Source organism: Streptomyces sp. AHU1 (assembly GCF_045343905.1).
GTDB lineage: Bacteria > Actinomycetota > Actinomycetes > Streptomycetales > Streptomycetaceae > Streptomyces > Streptomyces triticiradicis.
The window spans coordinates 6,066,426-6,090,352 of the sequence record NZ_CP174283.1 but is presented as its reverse complement, the minus strand read 5'-3'; the positions used below and the strand labels follow the sequence as shown (position 1 = coordinate 6,090,352).

At 70.2% G+C, this 23,927-nt stretch carries 23 protein-coding genes and 1 pseudogene; 9 read left to right on the top strand and 15 right to left on the bottom strand.

All coding sequences use genetic code 11. The features are described from left to right. Positions 1–3 precede the first annotated feature (3 nt). The 3 genes from ACICHK_RS27295 to ACICHK_RS27285 all read left to right on the top strand — a co-directional run bounded on the left by ACICHK_RS27295 (position 4) and on the right by ACICHK_RS27285 (position 3,139). Positions 4–771 carry an ABC transporter permease gene (locus ACICHK_RS27295; RefSeq protein ID WP_406838937.1) on the top strand — a complete coding sequence of 256 codons (768 nt, stop codon included), beginning with the start codon at positions 4–6 and terminating at the stop codon, positions 769–771. 236 nt (positions 772–1,007) lie between these two features. Continuing rightward, positions 1,008–2,294, top strand: coding sequence for an ABC transporter ATP-binding protein (locus tag ACICHK_RS27290; RefSeq protein ID WP_406838936.1), 1,287 nt, complete (start codon positions 1,008–1,010; stop codon positions 2,292–2,294). Further along, entirely contained in the window at positions 2,291–3,139 is an 849-nt protein-coding gene (locus ACICHK_RS27285) for an ABC transporter permease subunit (RefSeq protein WP_151472271.1), read from the top strand. The genes ACICHK_RS27290 and ACICHK_RS27285 overlap by 4 nt, the downstream gene beginning before the upstream one ends. Positions 3,140–3,185: 46 nt before the next feature. On the opposite strand, the gene ACICHK_RS27280 is transcribed toward ACICHK_RS27285, so the two are convergent. Further along, positions 3,186–3,518 carry an ATP/GTP-binding protein gene (locus ACICHK_RS27280; protein ID WP_103550952.1) on the bottom strand — a complete coding sequence of 111 codons (333 nt, stop codon included), beginning with the start codon at positions 3,516–3,518 and terminating at the stop codon, positions 3,186–3,188. Between the two features lie 254 nt (positions 3,519–3,772). Here ACICHK_RS27280 and ACICHK_RS27275 point away from each other — a divergent pair, with 254 nt between their 5' ends. Continuing rightward, positions 3,773–4,801, top strand: coding sequence for an LLM class flavin-dependent oxidoreductase (locus tag ACICHK_RS27275; RefSeq protein WP_406838935.1), 1,029 nt, complete (start codon positions 3,773–3,775; stop codon positions 4,799–4,801). Between the two features lie 104 nt (positions 4,802–4,905). Here ACICHK_RS27275 and ACICHK_RS27270 read toward each other — a convergent pair whose 3' ends face one another. Continuing rightward, positions 4,906–5,298, bottom strand: a complete 393-nt coding sequence (locus ACICHK_RS27270) for an SCO5389 family protein (RefSeq protein WP_151472273.1) — start codon at positions 5,296–5,298, stop codon at positions 4,906–4,908. 354 nt (positions 5,299–5,652) lie between these two features. Here ACICHK_RS27270 and nucS point away from each other — a divergent pair, with 354 nt between their 5' ends. Further along, positions 5,653–6,324 carry an endonuclease NucS gene (gene nucS, locus ACICHK_RS27265; protein ID WP_103550986.1) on the top strand — a complete coding sequence of 224 codons (672 nt, stop codon included), beginning with the start codon at positions 5,653–5,655 and terminating at the stop codon, positions 6,322–6,324. 96 nt (positions 6,325–6,420) lie between these two features. Here the strand turns inward: nucS and ACICHK_RS27260 are convergent, their stop codons facing one another. The 4 genes from ACICHK_RS27260 to ACICHK_RS27245 all read right to left on the bottom strand — a co-directional run bounded on the left by ACICHK_RS27260 (position 6,421) and on the right by ACICHK_RS27245 (position 11,396). Then, complete coding sequence (locus tag ACICHK_RS27260; protein WP_406838934.1) at positions 6,421–8,955, bottom strand: ATP-binding protein; 2,535 nt, start codon at positions 8,953–8,955, stop codon at positions 6,421–6,423. Between the two features lie 264 nt (positions 8,956–9,219). Beyond that, the gene (locus tag ACICHK_RS27255) at positions 9,220–9,543 is read right to left on the bottom strand and encodes an STAS domain-containing protein (RefSeq protein ID WP_037624916.1); all 324 of its coding nucleotides are present in this window, start codon (positions 9,541–9,543) and stop codon (positions 9,220–9,222) included. Between the two features lie 215 nt (positions 9,544–9,758). Continuing rightward, the gene (locus ACICHK_RS27250; protein ID WP_151472275.1) at positions 9,759–10,607 is read right to left on the bottom strand and encodes a 3-hydroxyacyl-CoA dehydrogenase family protein; all 849 of its coding nucleotides are present in this window, start codon (positions 10,605–10,607) and stop codon (positions 9,759–9,761) included. A gap of 147 nt (positions 10,608–10,754) precedes the next feature. Next, positions 10,755–11,396, bottom strand: a complete 642-nt coding sequence (locus tag ACICHK_RS27245) for a TetR/AcrR family transcriptional regulator (protein ID WP_406838933.1) — start codon at positions 11,394–11,396, stop codon at positions 10,755–10,757. A 162-nt stretch (positions 11,397–11,558) separates the two neighbouring features. Between ACICHK_RS27245 and ACICHK_RS27240 the strand changes: the two are divergent. The 4 genes and pseudogenes from ACICHK_RS27240 to ACICHK_RS27225 form a co-directional block, all read left to right on the top strand. Further along, positions 11,559–12,260: pseudogene (locus ACICHK_RS27240) on the top strand (ABC transporter ATP-binding protein); the annotation flags it as partial. A gap of 13 nt (positions 12,261–12,273) precedes the next feature. Next, complete coding sequence (locus ACICHK_RS27235; RefSeq protein WP_406838932.1) at positions 12,274–13,023, top strand: ABC transporter permease; 750 nt, start codon at positions 12,274–12,276, stop codon at positions 13,021–13,023. 13 nt (positions 13,024–13,036) lie between these two features. Beyond that, a complete protein-coding gene (locus tag ACICHK_RS27230) occupies positions 13,037–13,609 on the top strand; it encodes a cob(I)yrinic acid a,c-diamide adenosyltransferase (RefSeq protein ID WP_103550959.1) in 573 nt (190 codons plus the stop codon). Between the two features lie 426 nt (positions 13,610–14,035). Further along, a complete protein-coding gene (locus ACICHK_RS27225) occupies positions 14,036–15,865 on the top strand; it encodes a glycosyl hydrolase family 18 protein (protein WP_406838931.1) in 1,830 nt (609 codons plus the stop codon). 261 nt (positions 15,866–16,126) lie between these two features. On the opposite strand, the gene ACICHK_RS27220 is transcribed toward ACICHK_RS27225, so the two are convergent. The 9 genes from ACICHK_RS27220 to atpB all read right to left on the bottom strand — a co-directional run bounded on the left by ACICHK_RS27220 (position 16,127) and on the right by atpB (position 23,859). Beyond that, complete coding sequence (locus ACICHK_RS27220) at positions 16,127–16,573, bottom strand: DUF2550 domain-containing protein (protein WP_037624930.1); 447 nt, start codon at positions 16,571–16,573, stop codon at positions 16,127–16,129. A 160-nt stretch (positions 16,574–16,733) separates the two neighbouring features. After that, positions 16,734–17,108, bottom strand: coding sequence for a F0F1 ATP synthase subunit epsilon (locus tag ACICHK_RS27215; protein WP_037624931.1), 375 nt, complete (start codon positions 17,106–17,108; stop codon positions 16,734–16,736). Between the two features lie 127 nt (positions 17,109–17,235). Beyond that, positions 17,236–18,672, bottom strand: coding sequence for a F0F1 ATP synthase subunit beta (gene atpD / locus ACICHK_RS27210; protein ID WP_406838930.1), 1,437 nt, complete (start codon positions 18,670–18,672; stop codon positions 17,236–17,238). Then, positions 18,672–19,586 carry a F0F1 ATP synthase subunit gamma gene (locus tag ACICHK_RS27205; protein ID WP_406838929.1) on the bottom strand — a complete coding sequence of 305 codons (915 nt, stop codon included), beginning with the start codon at positions 19,584–19,586 and terminating at the stop codon, positions 18,672–18,674. The genes atpD and ACICHK_RS27205 overlap by 1 nt, the downstream gene beginning before the upstream one ends. A 21-nt stretch (positions 19,587–19,607) precedes the next feature. Beyond that, a complete protein-coding gene (gene atpA / locus ACICHK_RS27200) occupies positions 19,608–21,197 on the bottom strand; it encodes a F0F1 ATP synthase subunit alpha (RefSeq protein WP_151472282.1) in 1,590 nt (529 codons plus the stop codon). Between the two features lie 128 nt (positions 21,198–21,325). Then, positions 21,326–22,147, bottom strand: coding sequence for a F0F1 ATP synthase subunit delta (locus ACICHK_RS27195; RefSeq protein WP_406838928.1), 822 nt, complete (start codon positions 22,145–22,147; stop codon positions 21,326–21,328). Continuing rightward, positions 22,144–22,689, bottom strand: a complete 546-nt coding sequence (locus ACICHK_RS27190; protein ID WP_151472284.1) for a F0F1 ATP synthase subunit B — start codon at positions 22,687–22,689, stop codon at positions 22,144–22,146. Before ACICHK_RS27190 ends, ACICHK_RS27195 begins: the two co-directional genes overlap by 4 nt. Before the next feature lie 41 nt (positions 22,690–22,730). Continuing rightward, positions 22,731–22,961, bottom strand: coding sequence for an ATP synthase F0 subunit C (gene atpE / locus ACICHK_RS27185; protein WP_024884520.1), 231 nt, complete (start codon positions 22,959–22,961; stop codon positions 22,731–22,733). A gap of 76 nt (positions 22,962–23,037) precedes the next feature. Next, a complete protein-coding gene (atpB, locus tag ACICHK_RS27180; RefSeq protein WP_151472285.1) occupies positions 23,038–23,859 on the bottom strand; it encodes a F0F1 ATP synthase subunit A in 822 nt (273 codons plus the stop codon). Between the last annotated feature and the right edge of the window lie 68 nt (positions 23,860–23,927).

Sequence of the window (23,927 nt, the reverse complement as noted above, 5' to 3'; positions counted from 1 at the left end):
TCCATGGCGGCCACCCAGGTCCTCAGATCGGAGTGGACCAAGATCCGGTCCGTGTCGTCCACGGTGTGGACGCTGAGTCTCGCGACCCTCGTCACGGTCGCGCTCGGCCTGCTCATCTCGGTCGTGTCGAACAACGAGTGGGACAACATGAGCTCGCGGGACCGGCTGGCCTTCGACCCGACGTCCGTCAGCTTCGCGGGCATGACCCTCGGCCAGCTCGCGATGATCGTGTTCGGGGTGCTCGTCGTCGGCAACGAGTACAGCACCGGCATGATCCGCACCTCGCTCTCGGCGGTCCCCCAGCGCGGCACCTTCCTCTTCAGCAAGATCACGGTCGCGGCCGCGCTCGCCCTGGCCGTCGGCATGGTCACCAGCTTCATCACGTTCTTCGTGGGGCAGGCGGCGCTCGGCACGCACAGGACGTCGATCGGCGATCCGGGGGTGCTGCGCGCGGTGATCGGCGGCGGCCTCTACATGACGCTGATCACCGTCTTCTCGATGGGCGTCGCGGCGATGCTGCGCTCCCCGATGCTCTCGCTCGGCATCCTGATGCCGTTCTTCTTCCTGATCTCCAACATCCTGGGCGCCGTGTCCGCGACCAAGAAGGTCGGCCGCTACCTCCCCGACCAGGCCGGCAGCCGGATCCTCAGGGTGGTGCCCCCGCTCGACGACACCCCCTACGGCCCCTGGGGCGGCCTCGGCATCATGGTGCTGTGGGTGGCCGCGGCCCTGATCGGCGGCTACGCGCTGCTCAAGAAGCGGGACGCGTAGGACGGGCTCCGGGTTTTCCGCCGGCGCCCGGGCGCGAATTCCCTTTCCCTCCCGACCAGGAAAGACGAGTACCTGACAGGACACCCGTGCGAAACTCTGCCCTCTACTGGATCTTTCACCGGCCGATGGTCTTGACTTTACTTCCCCTTGAGCGGAACCGTCGGCGCCCGGATATCCTCCTAACCCTTACGGGGGCGTGCGCCCCGACGTCCTGAACCTTTCGATGGGTGCGGAGAATGATCGAGGCAGTCGGCCTGACGAAGCGCTACGGCGCCAAGACGGCCGTGTACAACCTTTCCTTCCAGGTCCGGCCGGGTGCCGTGACCGGTTTCCTCGGGCCCAACGGCTCGGGCAAGTCGACGACGATGCGCATGATCCTCGGCCTCGACAACCCGACCTCCGGGCAGGTGACGATCGGCGGCTTCCCCTACCGCAGGCTGCCGAACGCGCCCCGCCAGGTCGGCGCGCTCCTCGACGCCAAGGCCGTCCACGGCGGCCGGAGCGCCCGCAACCACCTGCTGAGCCTGGCCCAGCTGTCGGGCATCCCGGCCCGCCGCGTGGACGAGGTGCTCGGGGTCGTCGGTCTGCAGGACGTGGCGAGGAAGCGCTCCAAGGGCTTCTCGCTCGGCATGGGCCAGCGCCTCGGCATCGCCGCCGCCCTCCTCGGCGACCCCCAGGTGCTGCTCTTCGACGAGCCGGTCAACGGCCTCGACCCCGAGGGCATCCTGTGGGTCCGCAACCTGATGAAGGCGCTGGCCGCCGAGGGCCGTACGGTCTTCGTCTCCTCGCACCTCATGAGCGAGATGGCGCTGACCGCCGACCACCTCATCGTGATCGGCCGCGGCCAGCTCCTGGCCGACCAGAGCGTCAAGGACTTCATCTCGCACAACTCGGCCGACTTCGCCCGGGTGCGCACGCCCGACACCGAGCCGCAGCAGCGCGAGAAGCTGACCGCCGCGCTGACCGAGGCCGGCGGCCAGGTGCTGCCCGAGCAGGACGGCGCGCTGCGCGTCACCGGCCTGCCGCTCCCCCGGATCAGCGACCTCGCGCACTCCGCCGACGTCCGCCTGTGGGAGCTGTCGCCGCACCAGGCCTCGCTGGAGGAGGCGTACATGCGGATGACGCAGGGCGCCGTCGACTACCGCTCGACCGTCGACCAGAAGGCCGGACTCCAGCAGCCGCTGCCGCCGGGCGCCGTGCCGCCGCCGCAGCTGCCGGTGGCGGGCCAGGGCCAGCCCGGCTGGTACGCGCCGCTGCCGCCCCAGCAGGGCGGACAGCCCTTCGCCATGCCGCAGGCCGGGCCCTACGGCGCTCCCGCGGCCCCCGGAGCGGGCGCTCCCGGCCCGTACGGCGCTCCGGCCGCCCCCGGCGCCGCGGACGTCAACCCGTACGCGCAGGCCCCCGCGAGCCCCCCGGCGCCCGCCGCCGCTCCCGCTCCGGCGCCCGCTCCCGAAGCCGCGCCCGAGTCCGCACCCACGCCCGCGCCCGCCGCCGACCTGACCAAGCCCGAGGACGCCCGATGAGCACGCCCCAGCCCCCGATGCCGCAGCAGGCCGCCGCTGCCCCCGACTGGCAGGCGGCGCCCGGCACTTCGTACACCTCGCCGATCCCCGTCACCCGCACCCACCTCGGGCACGCGCTCCACTCCGAGTGGACGAAGATCAAGTCGGTGCGCTCCACGATGTGGACGCTCGGCATCTTCCTGCTCCTGGTGATCGGCATCGGCTTCCTGGTCGCCGTGCAGACCACGAACGAGGACTTCCAGGACGTCCCGTTCACGGTCCCCGCGTTCATCGGGCTGCTGCTCGGCCAGCTCTGCCTGCTCACGCTGGGCGTCCTGGTGGTCTCCTCCGAGTACGGCACGGGCATGATCCGTACGACGTTCACGGCCTCGCCGCAGCGGCACCGGGTGCTCGCCGCCAAGCTGATCATCTTCTTCGCGGTCGCGTTCACCGTCTCGGCGTCCGCGATCGGGCTCGTCGGCCTGTTCACGTCGAGCCTGCACAGCAGCGGCGACTCCGACGTCCCGTGGGCCGGCACCGTCTTCATGGGCGCGCTGTACGTCTCGCTGCTCGGCATGCTCGCGCTCGCCGTCGGCTCGATGCTGCGCCACTCGGCGGGCGCGATCACCACGATGCTCGGCGTCGTGCTGCTGCCCTCGATCATGCCCGCGTTCCTCATGATGTCCGACACCCTGCGGACCATCGGCGAGAAGATGCAGGAGTACGCCGCCATCAGCTCCCTCGCCCGCGTCTTCCGGCTGGACAGCGAGAGCGGCAACGGCGGCGCCCAGCTCGGTCTGCTCGCCGGGGTCACCGCGGCGGCCGTCATCGCCGCCTTCGTGCTCCTGGAGCGCCGGGACGTGTGACGACCGCGCCCACCCGGCTTCTTGAGACCGGCCGGGCCGAAGTCGTCTAGAACCTGGGCGCGTTACGGGACCGCTGCACCCGCGAGGTGCGGCGGTCCTTCGCGTTCCAGCAGGCCTTGTGCCAGTGCCGCCGCTCGTCCACGCCCGAGTGCTCGGGCCAGGCCACCACGTGCGGCACCCCGGAGGGGATCAACTGGTCGCAGCCGGGGCAGCGGTAGGTCTTGCCCTGCGCGCTCGCGCCCGCCACATGACGCACGCTCCAGTCGTCGCCCTGCCAGCTCTCCGTGGACTGCCAGCCTCCGTAACGGTCCGACGAGTCCTCCTCGGGGCTCCTGCCGGACGAGCCGGCGTCCTTCGGACGGTTGCGACGCGGGGACAAGGGACACCTCACGGAGCTATACAGGGAGCAGGGGCCGACTCCAGCCTACGCGGGACACACACGGGTACGCGTACACCGCCAACCCGCACAGATCCCCCTTCGGACACTCCTCAGGCGGCCTTCGGGCGGTCTTCGGACAGCTCAATTCCCAGACAATCCGCAAATCTCCCCGCAAGGCCGTGTCTTCGGCACGTGTCAGGCGGTTATGCCGGGTGGGGGAGCTCCCTGTCGGAGCCGAGGAAGCAGGAAGTTCGATGCACGTTGGAAGTTTTGTACTGGCGGCCCAGTTCCCTGGACAGGGCCAGGGAGAGGCCCTGCACCGCGCGGTGCGGTCGGCCCAGGTCGCCGAGGAGGCCGGGCTCGACGCGGTCTGGCTGGCCGAACACCACTTCGTGCCGTACGGGACATGCCCGTCGGCCGTCACGCTCGCCGCGTATCTGCTCGGCCGCACCGACCGGATCCGTGTCGGCACGGCGGTCAGCGTGCTGCCCACCGTCCACCCCGTGGCGCTCGGCGAGCAGGCCGCCCTGCTGCACCTGACGTCCGGCGGACGGTTCTCGCTGGGGGTCGGCCGCGGTGGCCCGTGGGTCGACCTGGAGGTCTTCGGGGCGGGCCTCGCGGCGTACGAGACGGGGTTCCCGGAGTCGCTCGACCTGCTCGTGCGCTGGCTGCGCGAGCCGTCCGTCGCCGGTACCTCCGAGCGGTTCTCGTTCCGTGAAGTCCCCGTCGTACCCCGCCCGTCGGAGGCGCTGAGCGGCGCTCCGGGACCCGAGGTCGTCGTGGCGTGCACCTCACCGGCCAGCGTCCGGCTCGCCGCCGAGCGCGGGCTGCCGATGCTCCTCGGCATGCACGTCGGGGACGAGGAGAAGGCCGAAATGGTCGCGCTGTGGCGGCGGCACGCGCGCGCGGCGGGCCGTCCGGCGGACGAGATCCGCACGGCCGCCCATGTCTCCGCCGGCGTCTGCCAGATCGCGGACCGCCGCACCGACGCCGTCGAGACGCTCGTCAAGGCGATGCCGGGCTGGCTGAAGCAGGGACTGGACGCCCATGTGACGGTCGACGGCCGCCTCCGCTCGATGCGGGACCCGGTGGCGTACACCGAACTGCTCTGCGGACTGCACCCGGTGGGCACCCCGCGGCTGTGCGCCGACCGGCTCGCGGCGACCTCGGAGCGGACCGGCATCGGACGGTTCGCCCTGCTCGTCGAGGGTTCGGGCGACCTGGCGGCGACCGAGGAGAACGTACGACGGCTCGGGACCGAGGTGCTGCCCCAGCTCAGGTGACCGTGCGTCGTCCGGCCCGGCGGGCCGGACACGCGGGGAGCTTGCCGCCCCAGTACCAATGCACCTCCCGCGTACGGAGCGGCAAGCAGTGCGGCATCAGTGCGTCAGCAGTCCCTGAACTCCGGGGACTGGTTGAGCAGCTGACTGCGGACCGAGGTGAAGCGTGCCAGCGTGTCGTCCACCGAGTCGTCCAGTGGGAACACCGCCACCCGGTGGCAGTTCTGGAAGGCCAGCCGCACTCCGAAGTGCCGCTGCAGCGCGCCGCGTATCGCGTCACTCGCGAGCGCACGCAGCAGCTGGCCACGTGCCTGCTCGTCCGGCGGAGGCGTCTGGTTGTCGGCGAACTTGCCGCCGTCCACCTTCAGCTGGGCCACCAGGGAGCTGATCATCTCCCACGCGTAGGGCAGGGAGGTCCGGACGCAGTCGACGAAGTCAGCTTCGTCGACCTCGCCTCGCTCGGCCTGTTGGAGTAGGGCCGGTGAGACGTCGAGCGACATGGGTACTCCTCTCGCACCCCCGTATCACGGGGGTTGCCGGACAGGGACGGGGGTCGCGATATCGAACACGCTGAGTACATGTATCGCGACCTCCCGTTCATACGGTAAGCATCGGCAGGTAACGGCACCAGGAGAATGGGTACATGGCGAACAGTCGGTAGGCCGACAATCGGCCACGGCACAACGGGGAACCTTCAGGATCAATGGGGTGACCCGCGAAAACGCCGACGGGACGGGGCGACGGATACCCAGGTGGCAAATGGGGCGAACCATTATTTCTTCCTCGCGTCCAGCCGTGGGCGGACGGGCGGAGGAATCGCGTGCACCACCGCCGGTCGAGTAGCGTTGCCGACCATGCGTCTCGTCATTGCCCGCTGTTCCGTGGACTACGCGGGCCGGCTCACCGCCCATCTCCCGTCGGCGCCCCGCCTGATCCTCGTGAAGGCGGACGGCAGCGTCTCGATCCACGCGGACGACCGGGCCTACAAGCCCCTCAACTGGATGTCGCCGCCCTGCACACTGAAGGAGGGGTCCGGCGACGACGAAGGCGTCTGGACCGTCATCAACAAGGCGGGCGAGAAGCTCATCATCACGATGGAGGAGATCCTCCACGACTCCTCGCACGAACTCGGCGTGGACCCCGGCCTGATCAAGGACGGCGTGGAAGCGCACCTCCAGGAGCTGCTCGCCGACCGCATCGAGACCCTCGGCGAGGGCTACACGCTCATCCGCCGGGAGTACATGACGGCCATCGGCCCGGTCGACATCCTGTGCCGGGACGCCGAGGGGCGGACCGTCGCCGTGGAGATCAAGCGCCGCGGTGAGATCGACGGCGTCGAGCAGCTCACGCGCTATCTGGAGCTGCTGAACCGCGACCCGCACCTCGCGCCGGTCCGCGGCGTCTTCGCCGCCCAGGAGATCAAGCCGCAGGCCCGCGTCCTCGCCACCGACCGCGGCATCGGCTGCACGGTCCTGGACTACGACGCCCTGCGCGGCATCGAGGACGACAAGCTGCGGCTGTTCTGAGCCCCTCGGGTTCGTATACGGCAGAGGGCCGGGTCCGACGGACCCGGCCCTCTCCTCGCTTCCCGTGCGGTCCGGCCGTACGTCCGGACCGTGCGGTCAGATCACCGTGCCGCTCGGCGACGTCGTGGCGGAGCCGGTGCCCGCCGGTGCGCTGCCGGCCGACGTGCGCGGCGCGCCGGTCCCCACCGGGCCGCTCGCGGAGTCGGTGGTGGCCGGGGGCGTCGACGTGCCGGCCGACGGCGAGGTGGACGGCGACGGACTCGACGACTTCGTGGAGGACCCGGACGGCGAGGGGTTCGACGACGACCTCGAGGGAGACGAGGACGGCCTGTGCGTGGGCGACTTCGACGGCGACGCGGACGGCGACTTCGAGGGCTTGGCCGTGCCGGTGCGCGTCGCGCTCGGCTCGCCGGACGGGCGGCGGCTCGCCGTGGCCGAGGGCGTCGGATCGTCCGAGGTGCCGTACGTGCCGTCGGCGCCCGGGTCGGTGGGGGTGGCCACGGCGCCGGGAGAGGAGTCGTCGCCCTTCTTCGGCGTGTCCGCGCCCAGACTGTCGTCCTGGGCGTCCTGGGTGACCGACGGGTTGACGCCGATCTTCTCCGAGGGGGTCTCGTCGTCGTGCTGCGAGGTCACGCCGAGGGCCACCACCGTCCCGAGGACGGCGACGAGGAGCGCGCCCGCACCCGCGGCCACCAGGTTGCGCCTGGTGCCGGTGACCAGGCGCCCCGCGACGCCCTTCGGCCCGGCCTCGGGGACGCCGGAGCTGCCCGGGTGGGCGAGCACCGTGACGGTGTCGCCCGAGGGGTCGCTCCGGGAGAAGAGGGCCGGTACACCGCCGGGAGGCGACACCGACTCGTCGTGGCGCGCGTCGGGCACCTCCTCGCCCGCCGGGGTGCGCCCGCCGGTGAGCTGCAGGGTCCCGGAGCGGTCGGTGACCAGCGCGAGGGCGCGGCGGCCGACGGTGGTACCGCGCTTGTCGGCGAGTTCGCCGCGCAGGGCGACGGAGGCCTCCAGCTCGGCGCGGGCCCGGTCCAGCTGCTGCCCGCAGAGCGCGAGGACACCCAACTCGTGGTGGAAGTAGGCCTGTTCCCCGAGATCGCCGGCCAGCTCGGAGGCCTCGACGCCGAGGCGCAGGACGCGCTCCCAGGCGCTCCAGTGCAGTCCGGAGGCGAAGGCGGGCGCGGCCGTGCGGGCGAGCTGGACGGAGACGGGCTCGTCGTCCTCGTCCAGCGGGGCGGTGGTGAGCGGGACGAGCACGTCCAGGGCGGCGAGCACCGCGTCGGCCTCGGCGCAGACCCGCTCCGGGGTGACCGAGGGGTGCCCGGCCCACCAGGTGTAGTGCCGGGCGGCGGCGAGCGCGTTCTCCTGGAGGGCGTCCGCGTATCCGGAGGCCTCCAGCTGGGCCCGCACCCCGGCGGCGAGCCGGTAGCGCGAGCCGACCGGGGAGACGAGCGCGGCGCCCGCGAGTTCGGCGAGCGCGGCGTCGGCGTGGGTGTCGCCAACGAGCGCGGGCAGATGGGCCTGGTGGGGCACCTCGCCGCCGAGCGCGACGGCGAGGCGCAGGGTGGCGCGCGCCGACTCGCTCAGCCGGGAGGCGAGCAGCGCGGCGGGCGCGGCGCCCTCGGCGAGGGAGGGCAGCGGCAGGTCGACGCCGTCGCCGGTCGCGAAGGACACGTCGGCGGGGGCCTCCTGGAAGACCCCGTAGTCCTCGAAGGCCTCCTCGCCGGCCTGCTGCCGGTCGCGCTGCCTCAGCAGCGCTCCGGCCTGTATGAAGCGCAGGGGCAGTCCCTCGGACTCGAACCAGAGGTCGCCCGCCCAGTTCGACTCGTCCTCGCTCAGGACGCGTCCGACGGCACGCTCCAGCAGTTCGAGGCCGCCGCTGCGGTCGAGGCCGCCGAGGACGACCTCTTCGAGCTCGGCGCCGGCGGACGGGGCCGGTACGTCGGGGGTGGCGGCGATCAGGAAGGCGCACTCGGGGGTGGCGTCGAGCAGCACGTCGAGGGCGCTGCCGCCGATCTCCGCGTCGTCGAGGACGACGACCGCTCCGATCTCGCGGACGAGCCGGAGCAGTTCGTCGTGGTCCGGGCGGTACAGGGGGGCTTCGTGGACGGCGGCGAAGAGGTCGTGCAGCACGTCGCTCGCGGTGCGCCCGTGGCCGGAGAGGCGGACGACGCCGTCGGGGGCGAGGTCCACGCAGTCGTCGGCGACGGCGTCCAGCAGGACGGTGCGGCCCGATCCGGAGGGGCCGGTGAGGCGTACCGAGCGCCCGCGTGCGAGGAGGCGTACGAGCCGCTCGCGCTCCTCCTGGCGTTCGAGGAGCGGCAGCCGGGGCAGCGCCGGGCCGGGCGGGGCGGGCGGGCGGGCCGCCCGGTCCAGTTCGGCGCGGGCGTCGGCGCCGTGCTTGACGGGCGACTGCGGCCGCTCGTGCGGCGGACAGTTCTCGATCTCGCTGCCGTCGACGGGGTTGACGGTGAGCGCGAATTCGCCGGCGACGAGCCTGACCGTGCGGACGGGCGCGGGTTTGTGCTGTCCGAGGTCGGCCGCGAGCGGGTCCCGCGGCGGACGCGGGCGGGACACCTGACCGTCGTCCTCGTGGCCGTACCCCTCGGGTCCCCGGTTGATCGGGTCCATGTTCCAAGCCCCCCAAAAGCGTCGTGTGCCGATGCCCTCCCGGCCTGGCTGCACAGCGCTTGGTCGCTTCTGGTCCGGTGCCCGCTCGTAGGGTTTCGGTCGGCGGGCAGCCGAACCCTAAACCTTCGCACAGTATCCATGAACAGGCGGGGTACCACGCCGTCCGAACCGTCACGGCTTCATGAGGATTGTGCACGCGGCGCCTTTGGCGCGCCGGTCGGGACGCGTACGCGGTCGCGCGTGCGGAGCGGGGGAACGCTCAGGTCACACCCGGGGCAGGGACTCGACCCCGATGCCGCCCTCGATCGCCAGGATCCGGTGCAGCCGGGTGGCCACCAGCAGGCGCTGCATCTGCGCCGGCACGCCGCGCAGCACGAGCCGCCGGCCGCACCTCCCGGCGCGTCGGTGGGCCCCCATGATGACGCCGAGCCCGGTGGCGTCCCAGGAGTCCAGCTCCGACAGGTCCAGCACCAGGTCGCCGGCTCCGTCGTCGACGGCCGAGTGCAGGACTGTACGGGCGTCCGCCGCGCTGCGTACGTCGAGGCGGCCCCCGACGACCAGTTCGGCGTGGTCGCCCCTGATGTACATATGCGCTCCCCGAGAATGCGTCTCGTAACTCCGCGTGTGTCTGTTTCCGCGTCTTCGCGTTTGCATGTTGTGCATGGTCTGACTGCCTGAGGGCCACGGAGGTTGCCGTCTGTAAGCGAACCGATACCGAATTCACCTCATGGAGTGACATCCAGGAGGCGCGCACGGCGTCCGTGGGACATGCGGCGACCGGGACCCGGTCGCCGCATGATCGTTCAGTGCTTGTAGAAGCCCTGCCCGCTCTTGCGCCCGATGTCACCGGCGTCAACCATCCGGCGCATCAGCTCCGGCGGGGCGAACTTCTCGTCCTGGGTCTCGGTGTAGATGTTGCCGGTGGCGTGCAGCAGGATGTCGACGCCCGTGAGGTCGGCGGTGGCCAGGGGGCCCATGGCGTGGCCGAAGCCCAGCCGGCAGGCGAGGTCGATGTCCTCGGCGGTGGCCACGCCCGACTCGTACAGCTTCGTCGCCTCGACGACGAGGGCCGAGATGAGACGGGTGGTCACGAAGCCGGCGACGTCACGGTTGACGACGATGCAGGTCTTGCCGACGGACTCGCTGAACTCCCGCGCGGCGGCGAGCGTTTCGTCGCTGGTCTTGTAGCCGCGGACCAGCTCGACGAGCTGCATCATCGGCACCGGCGAGAAGAAGTGCACGCCGACGACCCGCTCCGGGCGCTCCGTGGCCGCCGCGATCTTGGTGATCGGGATCGCGGAGGTGTTGGAGGCCAGCACGGTGTCGGGGCGGACGATCTTGTCCAGCGCCTGGAAGATCTCGTGCTTGACCTCGAGCTTCTCGAAGACCGCCTCGACGACGATGTCCACGTCGGCGGCGGCGTCCAGGTCGGTGGTCGCCGTGATGCGCGCGAGGGCGGCCTCCGCGTCGGCGGCCTCCAGCTTGCCCTTGCTCACGAACTTGTCGTACGAGGCCTTGATGCCGTCGAGGCCGCGGTTCAGCGCCTCGTCGGTGACATCGCGCAGAACGACGTCCCAGCCCGCCTGTGCGGAGACCTGGGCGATACCGGACCCCATGAGTCCGGCTCCGATGACGGCGAGCTTCCCAGCCACTCAGACTCCCTTAACACGCTGCTTGTGTATGCCTCTTCGGCGGAGAGTAGCGTTCGGAAGGGGGCGTGAAACCCGTAAGTAACGCGTGTCACGGTCTCAGGGGGTGAGACACCCGTCACGTCCGGTCCACGGCGTCACCGGCCCGGGTCATCCGTCCGCCCGTACGGCGTAGCCGAGGACCTTCGGGCTCAGCAGTTCCTCCATGTCGTCGAGGAGCACGAGGACCTCGCGCGACACCTCGCCCGGGGAGCGGCCCGCCCCCATCTCGCGGCCGATGACCGTCGTGACGGTCTGGTACGCCCAGTTGATCTGGCCGGCGACGAGGCCGGGCAGCGGGTCCCCGGGCGGTGCGCCGACCTCCTCGCGCAGGGCCTCCTCCAGGTTCCGGAGGACCTCCTGGCCGATCGCCCAGAGCCGCGAGCGGAGCGCGGGGGCCTCGTCGACGACCCGCATGAAGCGGGCGACGCCCGGCGCCAGGCCGATCCGGGGGGAGACCGCCTCCACCTCCTCGCGCAGCTCGCGCAGGACGGCGGCGGCGGCCGACTCGCCCTTCGCGCGGCCGCGCACCCAGCGGGCGAGGCGGTCGACCACGCCCGCGGAGCGGTCGAGGAAGAGGTCCTCCTTGGCCGGGAAGTAGTTGTAGACGGTGTTCACGGAGACGTTCGCGGCCTCGGCGACCTCCGCGACCTTCACCGCGTCGAAGCCCCGCTCCAGGAACAGTCCCGTGGCGACGTCGGAGATGTACTGCCGGGTCTGCCGCTTCTTGCGCTCCCTGAGCCCTTCGGTCATGTACGCATCGTAGCTCTCGCTGGTGCTCTTTAAATTTTGGAGTCATTGCAAAATTTCAGTGACTCTGTTTTTCTTGAGGGCATGGCAATCATCAGTACGGCCGGCCTGGCCCGCACCTTCGCCACGAAGCACGGCCCGGTCGAGGCGGTGCGCGGCATCGACCTGACGGTGCGGCCCGGCGAGATCCTCGGCCTCCTCGGCCCCAACGGCGCGGGCAAGACCACCACCCTCCGGATGCTCACCACCCTGCTCGCGCCCACCGGCGGCGCGGCGACCGTCGCGGGCTGCGACCTGGTCCGCGATCCGGCCGGCGTGCGCCGCGCCTGCGGCTACGTGGCCCAGTCGGGCGGCGTCGACCCGCAGGTGACGGTGCGGGAGGAACTCGTCACCCAGGGGCGGCTGTACCGGCTGCCGAAGCCGCGGGCGGCCGAGCGGGCCGAGGAACTGGCCCACGAGCTCGGCCTCACCGAGGTGCTGGAGCGCAGGACCGCCGCCCTCTCCGGAGGACAGCGACGACGCCTGGACATCGCGCTCGGCCTCACCCACCGCCCCGGGGTGCTCTTCCTCGACGAACCGACGACCGGCCTCGACCCCGGCAGCCGCGCGGACCTGTGGGACCTCGTCCGCCGGCTGCGCGACACCCACGGCACCACGGTCGTCCTGACCACCCACTACCTCGACGAGGCGGACGCGCTCGCGGACCGGATCGTGATCGTCGACCGGGGCGTCGTGGCCGCCGACGGCACGCCCGCCGCGCTGAAGCTCGCCCACGGCGGCTCCCTCGACGCGAGCCTCCAGGACACGTTCCTCGCCATCACCGGCCGCCGCCCCGAGCCCGCCGGTGCCACCCCCGCAGCCGTATAGGACGTACCCGCCGATGCTCGTGCACGACACCGCCCTGATCTTCGGGCGCCATGCCCGCCAGACCCTGCGCTCCCGCTTCGCGATGCTCTTCGGCGTCCTGACGCCGCTGCTCTACCTGCTCTTGTTCGGCCCGCTCCTGACCGGTCTGCCGCTCGGCGCCCGGGGCACCTCCTGGCAGGTCCTGGTCCCCGGACTGCTCCTCCAGCTCAGCCTGTTCGGCGGCGCGTTCGCCGGGTTCTCCGTCATCGTCGAGAAGAACCTGGGCATCGTCGAGCGCATGCGGGTCACCCCGGTGAGCCGCCTGGCGCTGCTGCTGGGCCGCGTCCTGCGCGACGCCCTCGTCCTGCTCCTCCAGGCGGTGCTGCTCGTCCTCGCGGCACTGGTGATGGGCCTGCGGGCACCGCTCGCCGGCGTCCTGGCCGGCTTCGCGTTCGTCGCCCTGCTCGCCCTCTCCCTCGCCTCGCTGTCCTACGCCCTCGCCCTGCGGGTCCGCACGCCCCAGGAGTTCGGACCGGTCGTCAACGCGCTCACGATGCCGTCCATGCTGCTGTCGGGCCTGATGCTGCCGATGACGCTCGCCCCCGGCTGGCTGGACGTCCTCTCGCACCTCATGCCGCTGCGCTACCCGGTCGACGCCGTGCGGGACGCCTACACCGGCTCGTACACCACGGCCCCCATGCTCCACGGGGTGCTGGTGACCCTCGCCCTCGTGGCGTCGGCCGTGACGGTGGGCACACGGGCGTTCCGGCGGGCCGGGGCGTAATTAGGCTGGCCCCATGGTCAATCTGACGCGCATCTACACCAGGACCGGCGACCAGGGCACCACCGCCCTCGGGGACATGAGCAGGGTCGCCAAGACCGATCTGCGGATCTCGGCGTACGCCGACGCCAACGAGGCGAACGCGGTGATCGGGACGGCGATCGCGCTGGGCGGCCTGGAGGACGAGGTCGTCCAGGTCCTCACCCGCGTCCAGAACGACCTGTTCGACGTGGGCGCGGACCTGTCGACGCCGGTGGTCGAGGACCCGAAGTTCCCGCCGCTGCGGGTCGAGCAGTTCTACGTCGACAGGCTGGAGGCGGACTGCGACCTGTTCAACGAGCGGCTGGAGAAACTCCGCTCGTTCATCCTGCCCGGCGGCACCGCGGGTGCCGCGCTCCTGCACCAGGCGTGCACGGTCGTGCGCCGGGCCGAGCGTTCGACCTGGGCGGCGCTGGAGGTCCACGGCGAGGCGATGAACCCGCTCACCGCCACCTACCTCAACCGGCTCTCGGACCTCCTGTTCATCCTGGCGCGCACGGCGAACAAGGACACCGGCGACGTGCTGTGGGTCCCGGGCGGGGAGCGCTGAGCGCTCCCCGGCCACACCCGCCGCACCTGTCATACCCGTAGCACCCGTCACACCCACAGCACCTGTCACGTTCGCGGCATCCGCCGCACCCACAGCATCCACCGAACCGGACGGAGGGCGTCCGCGCCGGGTCCGAAGGTCACTTCGGACCCGCTGCCGCGGGCGCCCTTCGGCGTTCCCGCCCGGGTCCCGGCCGATCATGAACGGGGAGGCGAAGGCCCACGTCAGCCGCCTGCCTGTCCGTCAGAATCAAGCGCGCGACCGTCAATGTGTCGTCCGCTCAACGGAGTTGAGTCTCCATCACGAGAGCGAAACAGTGGTCCAGACCTATTGACCTGTGGTCCAGACCTTCCTATTCTCGCGGCACCGTGGGTGTGAAGGCTCAGTCACGCCCCCCTCCCCCGACTCTCCCCGAGGAGGCGCTGCATGCGCTTCAGACAACGAGCGACGGCCGGGCTCGCGACCCTGCTGCTCCCCCTGGCCGGCCTGGTCGGTCTCGCGAGTCCCGCTCACGCGGCCGACAGCGCCACCGCCACGTACGCCAAGACCCAGGACTGGGGCACGGGCTTCGAAGGCAAGTGGACCGTCAAGAACACCGGTACCACCGCGATCAGTTCGTGGACGATCCAGTGGGACTTCCCCTCGGGGACCTCCGTCACCTCGGCCTGGGACGCGGACGTCACCAACTCCGGCAACCACTGGACGGCCAAGAACAAGTCCTGGAACGGCACGCTCGCCGCGGGCGCCTCCGTCTCCTTCGGCTTCAACGGCTCGGGCTCCGGCTCCCCGTCCAACTGCACCCTGAACGGCGGCAGTTGTGACGGCGGGACCACCGTCCCCGGTGACAGCGCGCCCTCCGCGCCGGGCACCCCCACCGCCTCCTCGATCACCGACACCTCGGTGAAGCTCTCCTGGAGCGCGGCCACCGACGACAAGGGCGTCAAGAACTACGACGTCCTGCGCGGCGGAAACAAGGTCGCGACCGTGACGACGACCTCGTACACGGACACCGGTCTGACGGCCGGCACCGACTACTCGTACACCGTGCAGGCCCGTGACACCGCCGACCAGACCGGCCCGGTCAGCGGCTCCGTCGCCGTCCACACCACCGGCGGCACCACCGACCCGCCGCCCACCGGCGGCAAGAACGTCAAGCTCGGCTACTTCACCGAGTGGGGCATCTACGGCCGCAACTACAACGTCAAGAACCTGGTGACGTCGGGCTCGGCCGCCAAGATCACGCACATCAACTACGCCTTCGGCAACGTCACCAACGGCCAGTGCGCGATCGGCGACTCGTACGCCGACTACGACAAGGCCTTCACCGCCGACCAGTCGGTCAGCGGCGTCGCCGACACCTGGGACCAGCCGCTGCGCGGCAACTTCAACCAGCTCCGTCAGCTGAAGGCCAAGTACCCGAACATCAAGGTCCTGTGGTCCTTCGGCGGCTGGACCTGGTCCGGCGGCTTCGCCCAGGCGGCGGCCAACCCGACCGCCTTCGCCAACTCCTGCTACAACCTGGTCGAGGACCCGCGCTGGGCCGACGTCTTCGACGGCATCGACATCGACTGGGAGTACCCGAACGCCTGCGGCCTGTCCTGTGACAGCAGTGGTGCGGCGGCCTACAAGAACCTGATGCAGGCCCTGCGCGCCAAGTTCGGCTCGAACAACCTGGTCACCGCGGCCACCACGGCGGACGGCACCTCCGGCGGCAAGATCGACGCCGCCGACTACGCGGGCGCCTCGCAGTACGTCGACTGGTACAACGTGATGTCGTACGACTTCTTCGGAGCGTTCAACGCGCAGGGCCCGACCGCCCCGCACTCCCCGCTCACCTCGTACAGCGGCATCCCGACGCCGGGCTTCACCACGGCCGACGCGATCGCCAAGTTCAAGTCGAAGGGCGTGCCCGCGAGCAAGCTGCTCATCGGCATCGGCTTCTACGGCCGCGGCTGGACCGGTGTCACCCAGTCCGCGCCCGGCGGCACGGCGACCGGCCCCGCGGCCGGTACGTACGAGCAGGGCATCGAGGACTACAAGGTCCTCAAGACGTCCTGCCCCTCCACGGGCCTCGTCGCCGGCACGGCGTACGCCTACTGCGGCAACAACTGGTGGTCGTACGACACTCCGGCCACCATCGGGACGAAGATGTCGTGGGCCAAGAGCCAGGGCCTGGGCGGCGCCTTCTTCTGGGAGTTCAGCGGTGACACCAGCAACGGTGAACTGGTCAGCGCCATCAACAGCGGCCTGAGCTGATCACCGGCCCGGCCTGAGCACCGATCCACCACGCACCACGAACCGCGGGCAGACCTCCGGGTCTGTCCGCGGTTCGCTGTTCCGAGGGGTGTCCCGGGGGGGCCGGGGAGGTGTCCGGGGGGAGCCGGGGGTGTCCGGGGGCCGATCACGGCCCCGGCCCTCGCCGGGCGACGCCCGGAGGGCAGAGGAAAGGCCCGTACGGCATGCGGAGCCGACGGGCCTCGGAGCGAGGCGGATGCCTCAGGCGACGTTCACGACGTCTCAGGCGACGTTCACCCGTTGTCCGGGCGGGGCCGCCTCCAGCCAGGCGAGGAATCCCGTGAGGGCGTCCTCGCTCATCGCCAGTTCGAGGCGCGTCCCGCGGTGGAGACAGGCGAGGATGATCGCGTCGGAGAGCAGGGCGAGCTCCTCCTCGCCCTCGGCCGCGCGGCGGCCGGCCACCTCGATCGCCGAGCGTTCGAGGAGACGGCGCGGGCGGGGGGCGTACGAGAAGACGCGGTACCACTCGACCCGGTCGCCGTTGTAGCGGGCCACCCCGTAGCTCCAGCCCTTGCCGCTGGGGTCACCCTTCTCGGGGACGTCCCAGCGCAGGCTGCAGTCGAACGTTCCGCCGGAACGCTGGATGAGCCGGCGGCGGAGGCCGAAGACGAACAGCCCCACCACCACGAGCGCCACTACCACTCCGCACACAGTCAGAGCGAGGACCATCGACACCGACCTCCTCGTCTCCTAGGTAACGGAAAAGAAAAAACATCCGGATTTGCCTCAGCCGCGGCCAGGGCCGGAGTGATCCGGTCCCAGCCGCGGCTGAGTCAAAGCCTTGCACAGTGCTCCCCCGGCTCCTGCGGGGCCGGGGTCGCACCGATGGTCAGCGGGTCGCCACCGCACGCAGACGGACGTCCGCGCGACGCTCGGCGGACGCGTCGGCGTCCGACTTCGCGCGCTCGAGCGCCCGCTCCGCACGCTGGACGTCGATCTCGTCCGACAGCTCGGCGATCTCGGCCAGCAGCGACAGCTTGTTGTCGGCGAACGAGATGAAACCGCCGTGCACCGCGGCGACGACCGTTCCACCATCACTCGTACGAATGGTCACCGGGCCCGACTCCAGCACACCGAGAAGCGGCTGGTGACCGGGCATGACGCCGATGTCGCCGGACGTGGTACGCGCGACGACCAGGGTGGCCTCGCCGGACCAGACACTGCGGTCCGCGGCGACGAGCTCGACGTGCAGCTCAGCAGCCAAGGTGGGCTCCTCGGGTCACCACCCGGCGTTGCTGCCGGGTGTTGGGTCAAAGTCTAGTAGGCGTACGGAGGGGGAAGGACCGCACCCCGCGAGGTGTGGTCCCGCCCCCTCACTTCAGAACCGAGGTTCAGGAGACGCCGAGCTCCTTGGCGTTGGCCTTGAGGTCCTCGATGCCACCGCAGAGGAAGAACGCCTGCTCCGGGAAGTGGTCGTACTCACCGTCGATGATCGCGTTGAAGGCCGCGATCGACTCGTCCAGCGGGACGTCCGACCCGTCGACGCCGGTGAACTGCTTGGCGACGTGGGTGTTCTGGGACAGGAAGCGCTCCACGCGACGGGCACGGTGGACGGTGAGCTTGTCCTCCTCGCCCAGCTCGTCGATACCGAGGATCGCGATGATGTCCTGGAGGTCCTTGTACTTCTGGAGGACCGACTTGACGCGCATCGCGGCCGCGTAGTGGTCCGCCGCGATGTAGCGGGGGTCCAGGATGCGGGACGTGGAGTCCAGCGGGTCCACGGCCGGGTAGATGCCCTTCTCGGAGATCGGACGGGAGAGAACCGTCGTCGCGTCGAGGTGGGCGAACGTGGTGGCCGGGGCCGGGTCGGTCAGGTCGTCCGCGGGGACGTAGATCGCCTGCATCGAGGTGATCGAGTGACCACGGGTCGAGGTGATGCGCTCCTGGAGGAGACCCATCTCGTCGGCCAGGTTCGGCTGGTAACCCACCGCGGAGGGCATGCGGCCGAGCAGGGTCGAGACCTCGGAACCGGCCTGCGTGAAGCGGAAGATGTTGTCGATGAAGAACAGCACGTCCTGCTTCTGCACATCGCGGAAGTACTCCGCCATGGTCAGACCCGCGAGGGCCACGCGCAGACGGGTGCCCGGGGGCTCGTCCATCTGGCCGAAGACGAGGGCGGTCTTGTCGATGACGCCCGAGTCCGCCATCTCCTCGATGAGGTCGTTGCCCTCACGCGTGCGCTCACCGACACCGGCGAACACGGAGACACCGTCGTGGTTGTTGGCGACGCGGTAGATCATCTCCTGGATGAGCACCGTCTTGCCGACGCCGGCACCACCGAACAGACCGATCTTTCCACCCTTGACGTACGGGGTGAGAAGGTCGATGACCTTGACGCCGGTCTCGAACATCTCGGTCTTCGACTCGAGCTCGTCGAAGTTCGGGGCCTTGCGGTGGATGGACCAGCGCTCGCCCGAGTACTTCTCGTCCGAGTTCAGCACCTCACCGAGGGTGTTGAACACCTTGCCCTTGGTGAAGTCGCCGACCGGGACGGAGATGCCCGTGCCCGAGTCGGTGACCGGGGCCTGGCGGACCAGACCGTCGGTGGGCTGCATGGAGATCGTGCGGACCAGGCCGTCACCCAGGTGCTGGGCGACTTCCAGGGTCAGCGTCTTCTTCTCGCCGGCGTTGGCCGGGTCGGCCACCTCGACGTGAAGGGCGTTGTAGATGTCCGGCATCGCGTCGACGGGGAACTCCACGTCGACGACCGGGCCGATGACCCGGGCGACGCGGCCCGTGGCAACGGCCGTCTCTGAAGTCGTCGTCATTACTTGTCACTCCCCGCGGTCGCGTCGGCAAGGGCTGCGGAGCCACCGACGATCTCGCTGATTTCCTGGGTGATTTCGGCCTGGCGGGCCGCATTGGCAAGTCGGGAGAGCGTGGTGATCAGGTCTCCCGCGTTGTCGGTGGCCGACTTCATCGCGCGGCGCGTGGCGGCGTGCTTGGAGGCAGCCGACTGGAGCAGCGCGTTGTAGATCCGGCTCTCGACGTAGCGCGGCAGCAGGGCGTCAAGGACGTCCTCCGCCGACGGCTCGAACTCGTACAGCGGAAGGATCTCGCCCTGGGGCGTCTCCTCCGCGACCTCTTCGAGGCGAAGCGGCAGCAGTCGGCTGTCGATGGCCGTCTGCGTCATCATCGAGACGAACTCGGTGTAGACGATGTGGAGTTCATCCACGCCGCCCTCGGCCGTGTCCTTCTCGATGGCCTCGATCAGCGGACCCGCGACCTTCTTCGCGTCCGCGTAGGTGGGCTCGTCGGTGAAGCCCGACCACGACTCCACGACCTTGCGCTCGCGGAAGTTGTAGTGGGCCAGACCGCGGCGGCCGACGATGTACGTGTCGACCTTCTTGCCCTCGGCCTCGAGACGGGCGGTCAGCTGCTCCGCCGCCTTGATGGCACTGGAGTTGAAGGCGCCGGCCAGTCCGCGGTCGCTCGTGAGGAGCAGCACCGCGGAACGGGTCGCCGTCTCCGCCTCCGTGGTCAGCGGGTGCTTGGTGTTCGAACCGGTGCCGACCGCCGTGACCGCGCGGGTGAGCTCGGTCGCGTAGGGCGTGGAGGCCGCCACCTTGCGCTGCGCCTTGACGACGCGCGAGGCGGCGATCATCTCCATCGCCTTGGTGATCTTCTTGGTCGCGGTGACGGATCGGATGCGACGCTTGTAGACCCGGAGCTGGGCTCCCATGAGTCAGGTCCCTTCCTTACGTCACTTGGCGGCGGCCGGAGCGTCCTCGCCGAGAAGCTTCCCGTCCGAGGTCTCGAACTGCTTCTTGAAGTCGACGATCGCGTCCGCGACGGCGGTGAGCGTGTCGTCCGACATCTTGCCGCCCTCCTTGATGGAGGTCATGAGGCCCTGTTCCTTGCGGTGCAGGTACTCCAGGAGCTCCTTCTCGAAGCGGCGGATGTCGGCGACCGGGACGTCGTCCATCTTGCCGGTGGTGGCGGACCACACGGAGACGACCTGGTCCTCGGTCGGCATCGGCTGGTACTGAGGCTGCTTGAGCAGCTCGACCAGACGCTGACCGCGCTCCAGCTGCGACTTCGACGCGGCGTCCAGGTCGGAACCGAAGGCGGCGAACGCCTCCAGCTCGCGGTACTGGGCCAGGTCGAGGCGGAGACGGCCGGAGACCTGCTTCATCGCCTTGTGCTGGGCGGAGCCACCGACGCGGGAGACCGAGATACCGACGTTCAGGGCCGGACGCTGGCCGGCGTTGAACAGGTCGGACTCCAGGAAGCACTGGCCGTCGGTGATGGAGATGACGTTGGTCGGGATGAACGCCGACACGTCGTTCGCCTTGGTCTCGACGATCGGCAGACCCGTCATCGAACCGGCGCCCAGGTCGTCGGAGAGCTTCGCGCAGCGCTCCAGCAGACGGGAGTGCAGGTAGAAGACGTCACCGGGGTAGGCCTCGCGGCCCGGCGGACGGCGGAGCAGCAGGGACACGGCGCGGTAGGCGTCGGCCTGCTTCGAGAGGTCGTCGAAGATGATGAGGACGTGCTTGCCCTCGTACATCCACTGCTGACCGATGGCCGAACCGGTGTACGGCGCCAGGTACTTGAAGCCGGCCGGGTCGGACGCCGGGGCGGCGACGATGGTCGTGTACTCCAGCGCGCCGGCCTCTTCGAGGGCGCCACGCACGGAGGCGATGGTCGAACCCTTCTGGCCGATGGCGACGTAGATGCAGCGGACCTGCTTCTTGGTGTCGCCCGAGCGCCAGTTGTCGCGCTGGTTGATGATCGTGTCGACGGCCAGCGCGGTCTTGCCGGTCTGGCGGTCGCCGATGATCAGCTGACGCTGGCCACGGCCGATCGGGGTCATCGCGTCGACGGCCTTGTAGCCCGTCTCCATCGGCTCGTGGACCGACTTGCGGACCATGACGCCGGGGGCCTGCAGCTCGAGGGCGCGGCGGCCGGACGTCTCGATCTCGCCGAGGCCGTCGATCGGGTTGCCGAGCGGGTCGACGACGCGGCCGAGGTAGCCCTCGCCCACGGCGACGGACAGCACCTCACCGGTGCGCTGCACCGGCTGGCCTTCCTCGATACCGTTGAACTCGCCGAGGATGACCGCACCGATCTCGCGCTCTTCCAGGTTCAGCGCGAGGCCGAGGGTTCCGTCCTCGAACTTCAGCAGCTCGTTCGCCATGGCCGAGGGAAGACCCTCGATCTTGGCGATACCGTCGCCGGCGACGGTGACCGTACCGACCTCCTCGCGCGAGGCCGCGTCCGGCTGGTACGACTGGACAAAGTTCTCCAGTGCGTCCCGGATCTCCTCCGGCCGGATCGTGAGCTCCGCCATCTGGGTTCCCTGCTCTCCTTGTTGGGCCCGAAGTTTCACTTTGGGGGGATGGGGGACTCCCCCCGATGAGAGGTGAATCCTCTGCACGGCCCAACCAGGGCCGTAATTGCTTACTGCTTTTGTTATTGCTAGCTCGCCATGCGGCGGGCGGCGTCCTCGAGACGGTCCGCGATGGAGCCGTTGATGACCTCGTCGCCGACCTGCACCCGGATCCCGCCGAGGACCTCGGGGTCCACGTCGAGGTTGAGGTGCATCGGGCGGCCGTAGAGCTTGGCCAGGGCGGCGCCGAGGCGCTGCTTCTGTCCGTCGCTCAGCGGCACCGCGGAGGTGACCACGGCGACCATGCGGTCGCGGCGCTCGGCGGCGAGCTTGGACAGGGACTCGAGTCCCGCTTCCAGGCTACGTCCGCGCGGCGCGGTCACGAGACGCGTCACCAGACGCTCGGTCGTCACGTCGGCCCGGCCGGCGAGCAGGCTGCGCAGCAGCTCGCTCTTGGCCGCCGTGGTGGCGGCCCGGTCGGTCAGCGCGGCGCGCAGCTCGGTGTTCGAGGCGACGATCCGGCCGAAGCGGAACAGCTCGTCCTCGACGTCGTCGAGCTTGCCCGTCCGCTGCGCCGCCGTGAGGTCGGCGGTGGCGGTGAGCTCCTCAAGGGCGTCCACCAGGTCGCGGGGCTGCGACCAGCGGGAACGCACCATGCCGGTCACCAGGTCGGCGGCGGCGCCGCCCACCTGGCCGCCGATCAGGCGCTGGACCAGCTCGGCCTTGGCCTCGCCGGGCTGCGCCGGGTCGGTGAGGACCCGACGCAGCGACACCTCGCGGTGCAGCAGCGCGGTGACCGCGGCCAGCTCGTCGGCGAGCCGGGCCGCGTCCACGGACGTCGAGTCCGTCAGCGCGTCGAGACGCCCACGTGCGGCTGCGGTTGCCTCGCGGCTCGCTCCGTGTGCAGTCATCGAGCCGCCTCGGCCTTCTCCTCAAGCTCGGAGAGGAAGCGGTCGATGACGCGGCTCTGGCGGGCGTGGTCCTCGAGGGACTCGCCGACCAGCTTGCCGGCCAGGTCGGTGGCGAGGGTGCCGACGTCCTGACGCAGCGACTGAGCGGCGGCCTTGCGGTCGGCCTCGATCTGCGTGTGGCCGGCGGCGACGATCTCGTCGCGCTGCCGCTGGCCTTCCGCGCGCATCTCGGCGATGAGCGTGGCGCCCTGCTCCTGTGCCTCCTGGCGCAGGCGCGCGGCCTCGTGACGGGCCTCGGCGAGCTGAGCCTTGTACTGCTCGAGAACGCTCTGGGCCTCGGTCTGCGCGGCCTCGGCCTTTTCGATACCGCCCTCGATGGCCTCGCGACGCTGCTCCAGAACCTTGTTGATGTTCGGGAGGAGCTTCCAGGCCAGGAAGCCGAAGACGATGACGAAGGCGAGCAGGCCGATGACAAGCTCGGGGATCGGCGGGACGAGGGGGTTTTCGGTCTCCTCGGCCGCCAGAATGAGCAGCTGGCTCATGTCAGTGCCTTTCGTCTAGTGGGCTGTCGTGGATCCGAAGATCACTTGCCGTAGACGAACGGCATGACCAGACCGATGAGGGCGAGCGCCTCACAGAAGGCGAAGCCGAGGATCTGGTTGGCGCGGATCAGACCGGCGGCCTCGGGCTGACGGGCGAGGGCCTGGGTGCCGTTACCGAAGATGATGCCGACGCCGACGCCGGGGCCGATGGCCGCGAGGCCGTAACCGATCGAGCCGAGCGAGCCGGAGACAGCGGCAAGGGTCTGGGACATGCCAGTTCTTCCTTTTCTTTACGGACCGGTGGGGGGTGGCCACCGGACGAATGCGGGGTGGTGGGAGGGGCGGCGCTCAGTGGTGCTCGGCCAGCGCGCCCTGGATGTAGGTGCAGGTCAGCAGCACGAACACGTACGCCTGCAGGGCCTGGATGAAGAGCTCGAAGGCCGTCATCACGATGGTCATGATGAACGAGACGCCCGCGTAGGCGATGCCGATGCCGTTGAGCAGGTACCAGCTGGCGATCGTGAACAGCAGCAGCAGCGTGTGGCCCGCGAACATGTTCGCGAAGAGTCGCACGGCGTGCGTGAACGGCCGGACCAGCAGGTTCGAGAAGAACTCGATGAGCATGGCCAGCGGGAGGACCGGGCCGAGCGACTTGTCGTAGCCGGTGACGTTCTTGAAGAAGCCCACGAAGCCGTGACGCTTGAAGGTCAGCGAGACCCACAGGACGTAGACGATCAGGGCCAGCACCAGCGGGTACGAGATGATCGCGGTGACCGGGAACTGGGCGAGCGGAATGATCGACCAGAGGTTCATCATCCAGACGAAGAAGAACAGGGAGACGATCAGCGGAACGTACTTCTCGCCCTCCTTCTTTCCGATCGTCTCGTAGACGACGCCGCGGCGGACGAAGTCGTAGCCGGCCTCGGCGACCATCTGGAGCTTGCCCGGGACGACCTTCGGCTTGCGGAACGCGGCCCAGAAGAAGCCGACGATGACAAGCGAGCCCAGCAGCGCCAGGAGCATCGTCTTGTTGAAGTACAGGTTGCTGTCCCCGTCGCCCCAGAGGGGCTCGAACAGGAACGAGTGCAGGCCGGGTGCCGGGAAGCCACAACCGTCGAAGATGTGGCAGTCGGTCTCGAAGGCGAGCACCTGCGTCGGGTCAGCACTCACCGCGGGCTCCTTCAGCGTGGCGCATAGGTACGGCATCCTCGTTGTGTCGGCGCGGCGTACGGCCGCGG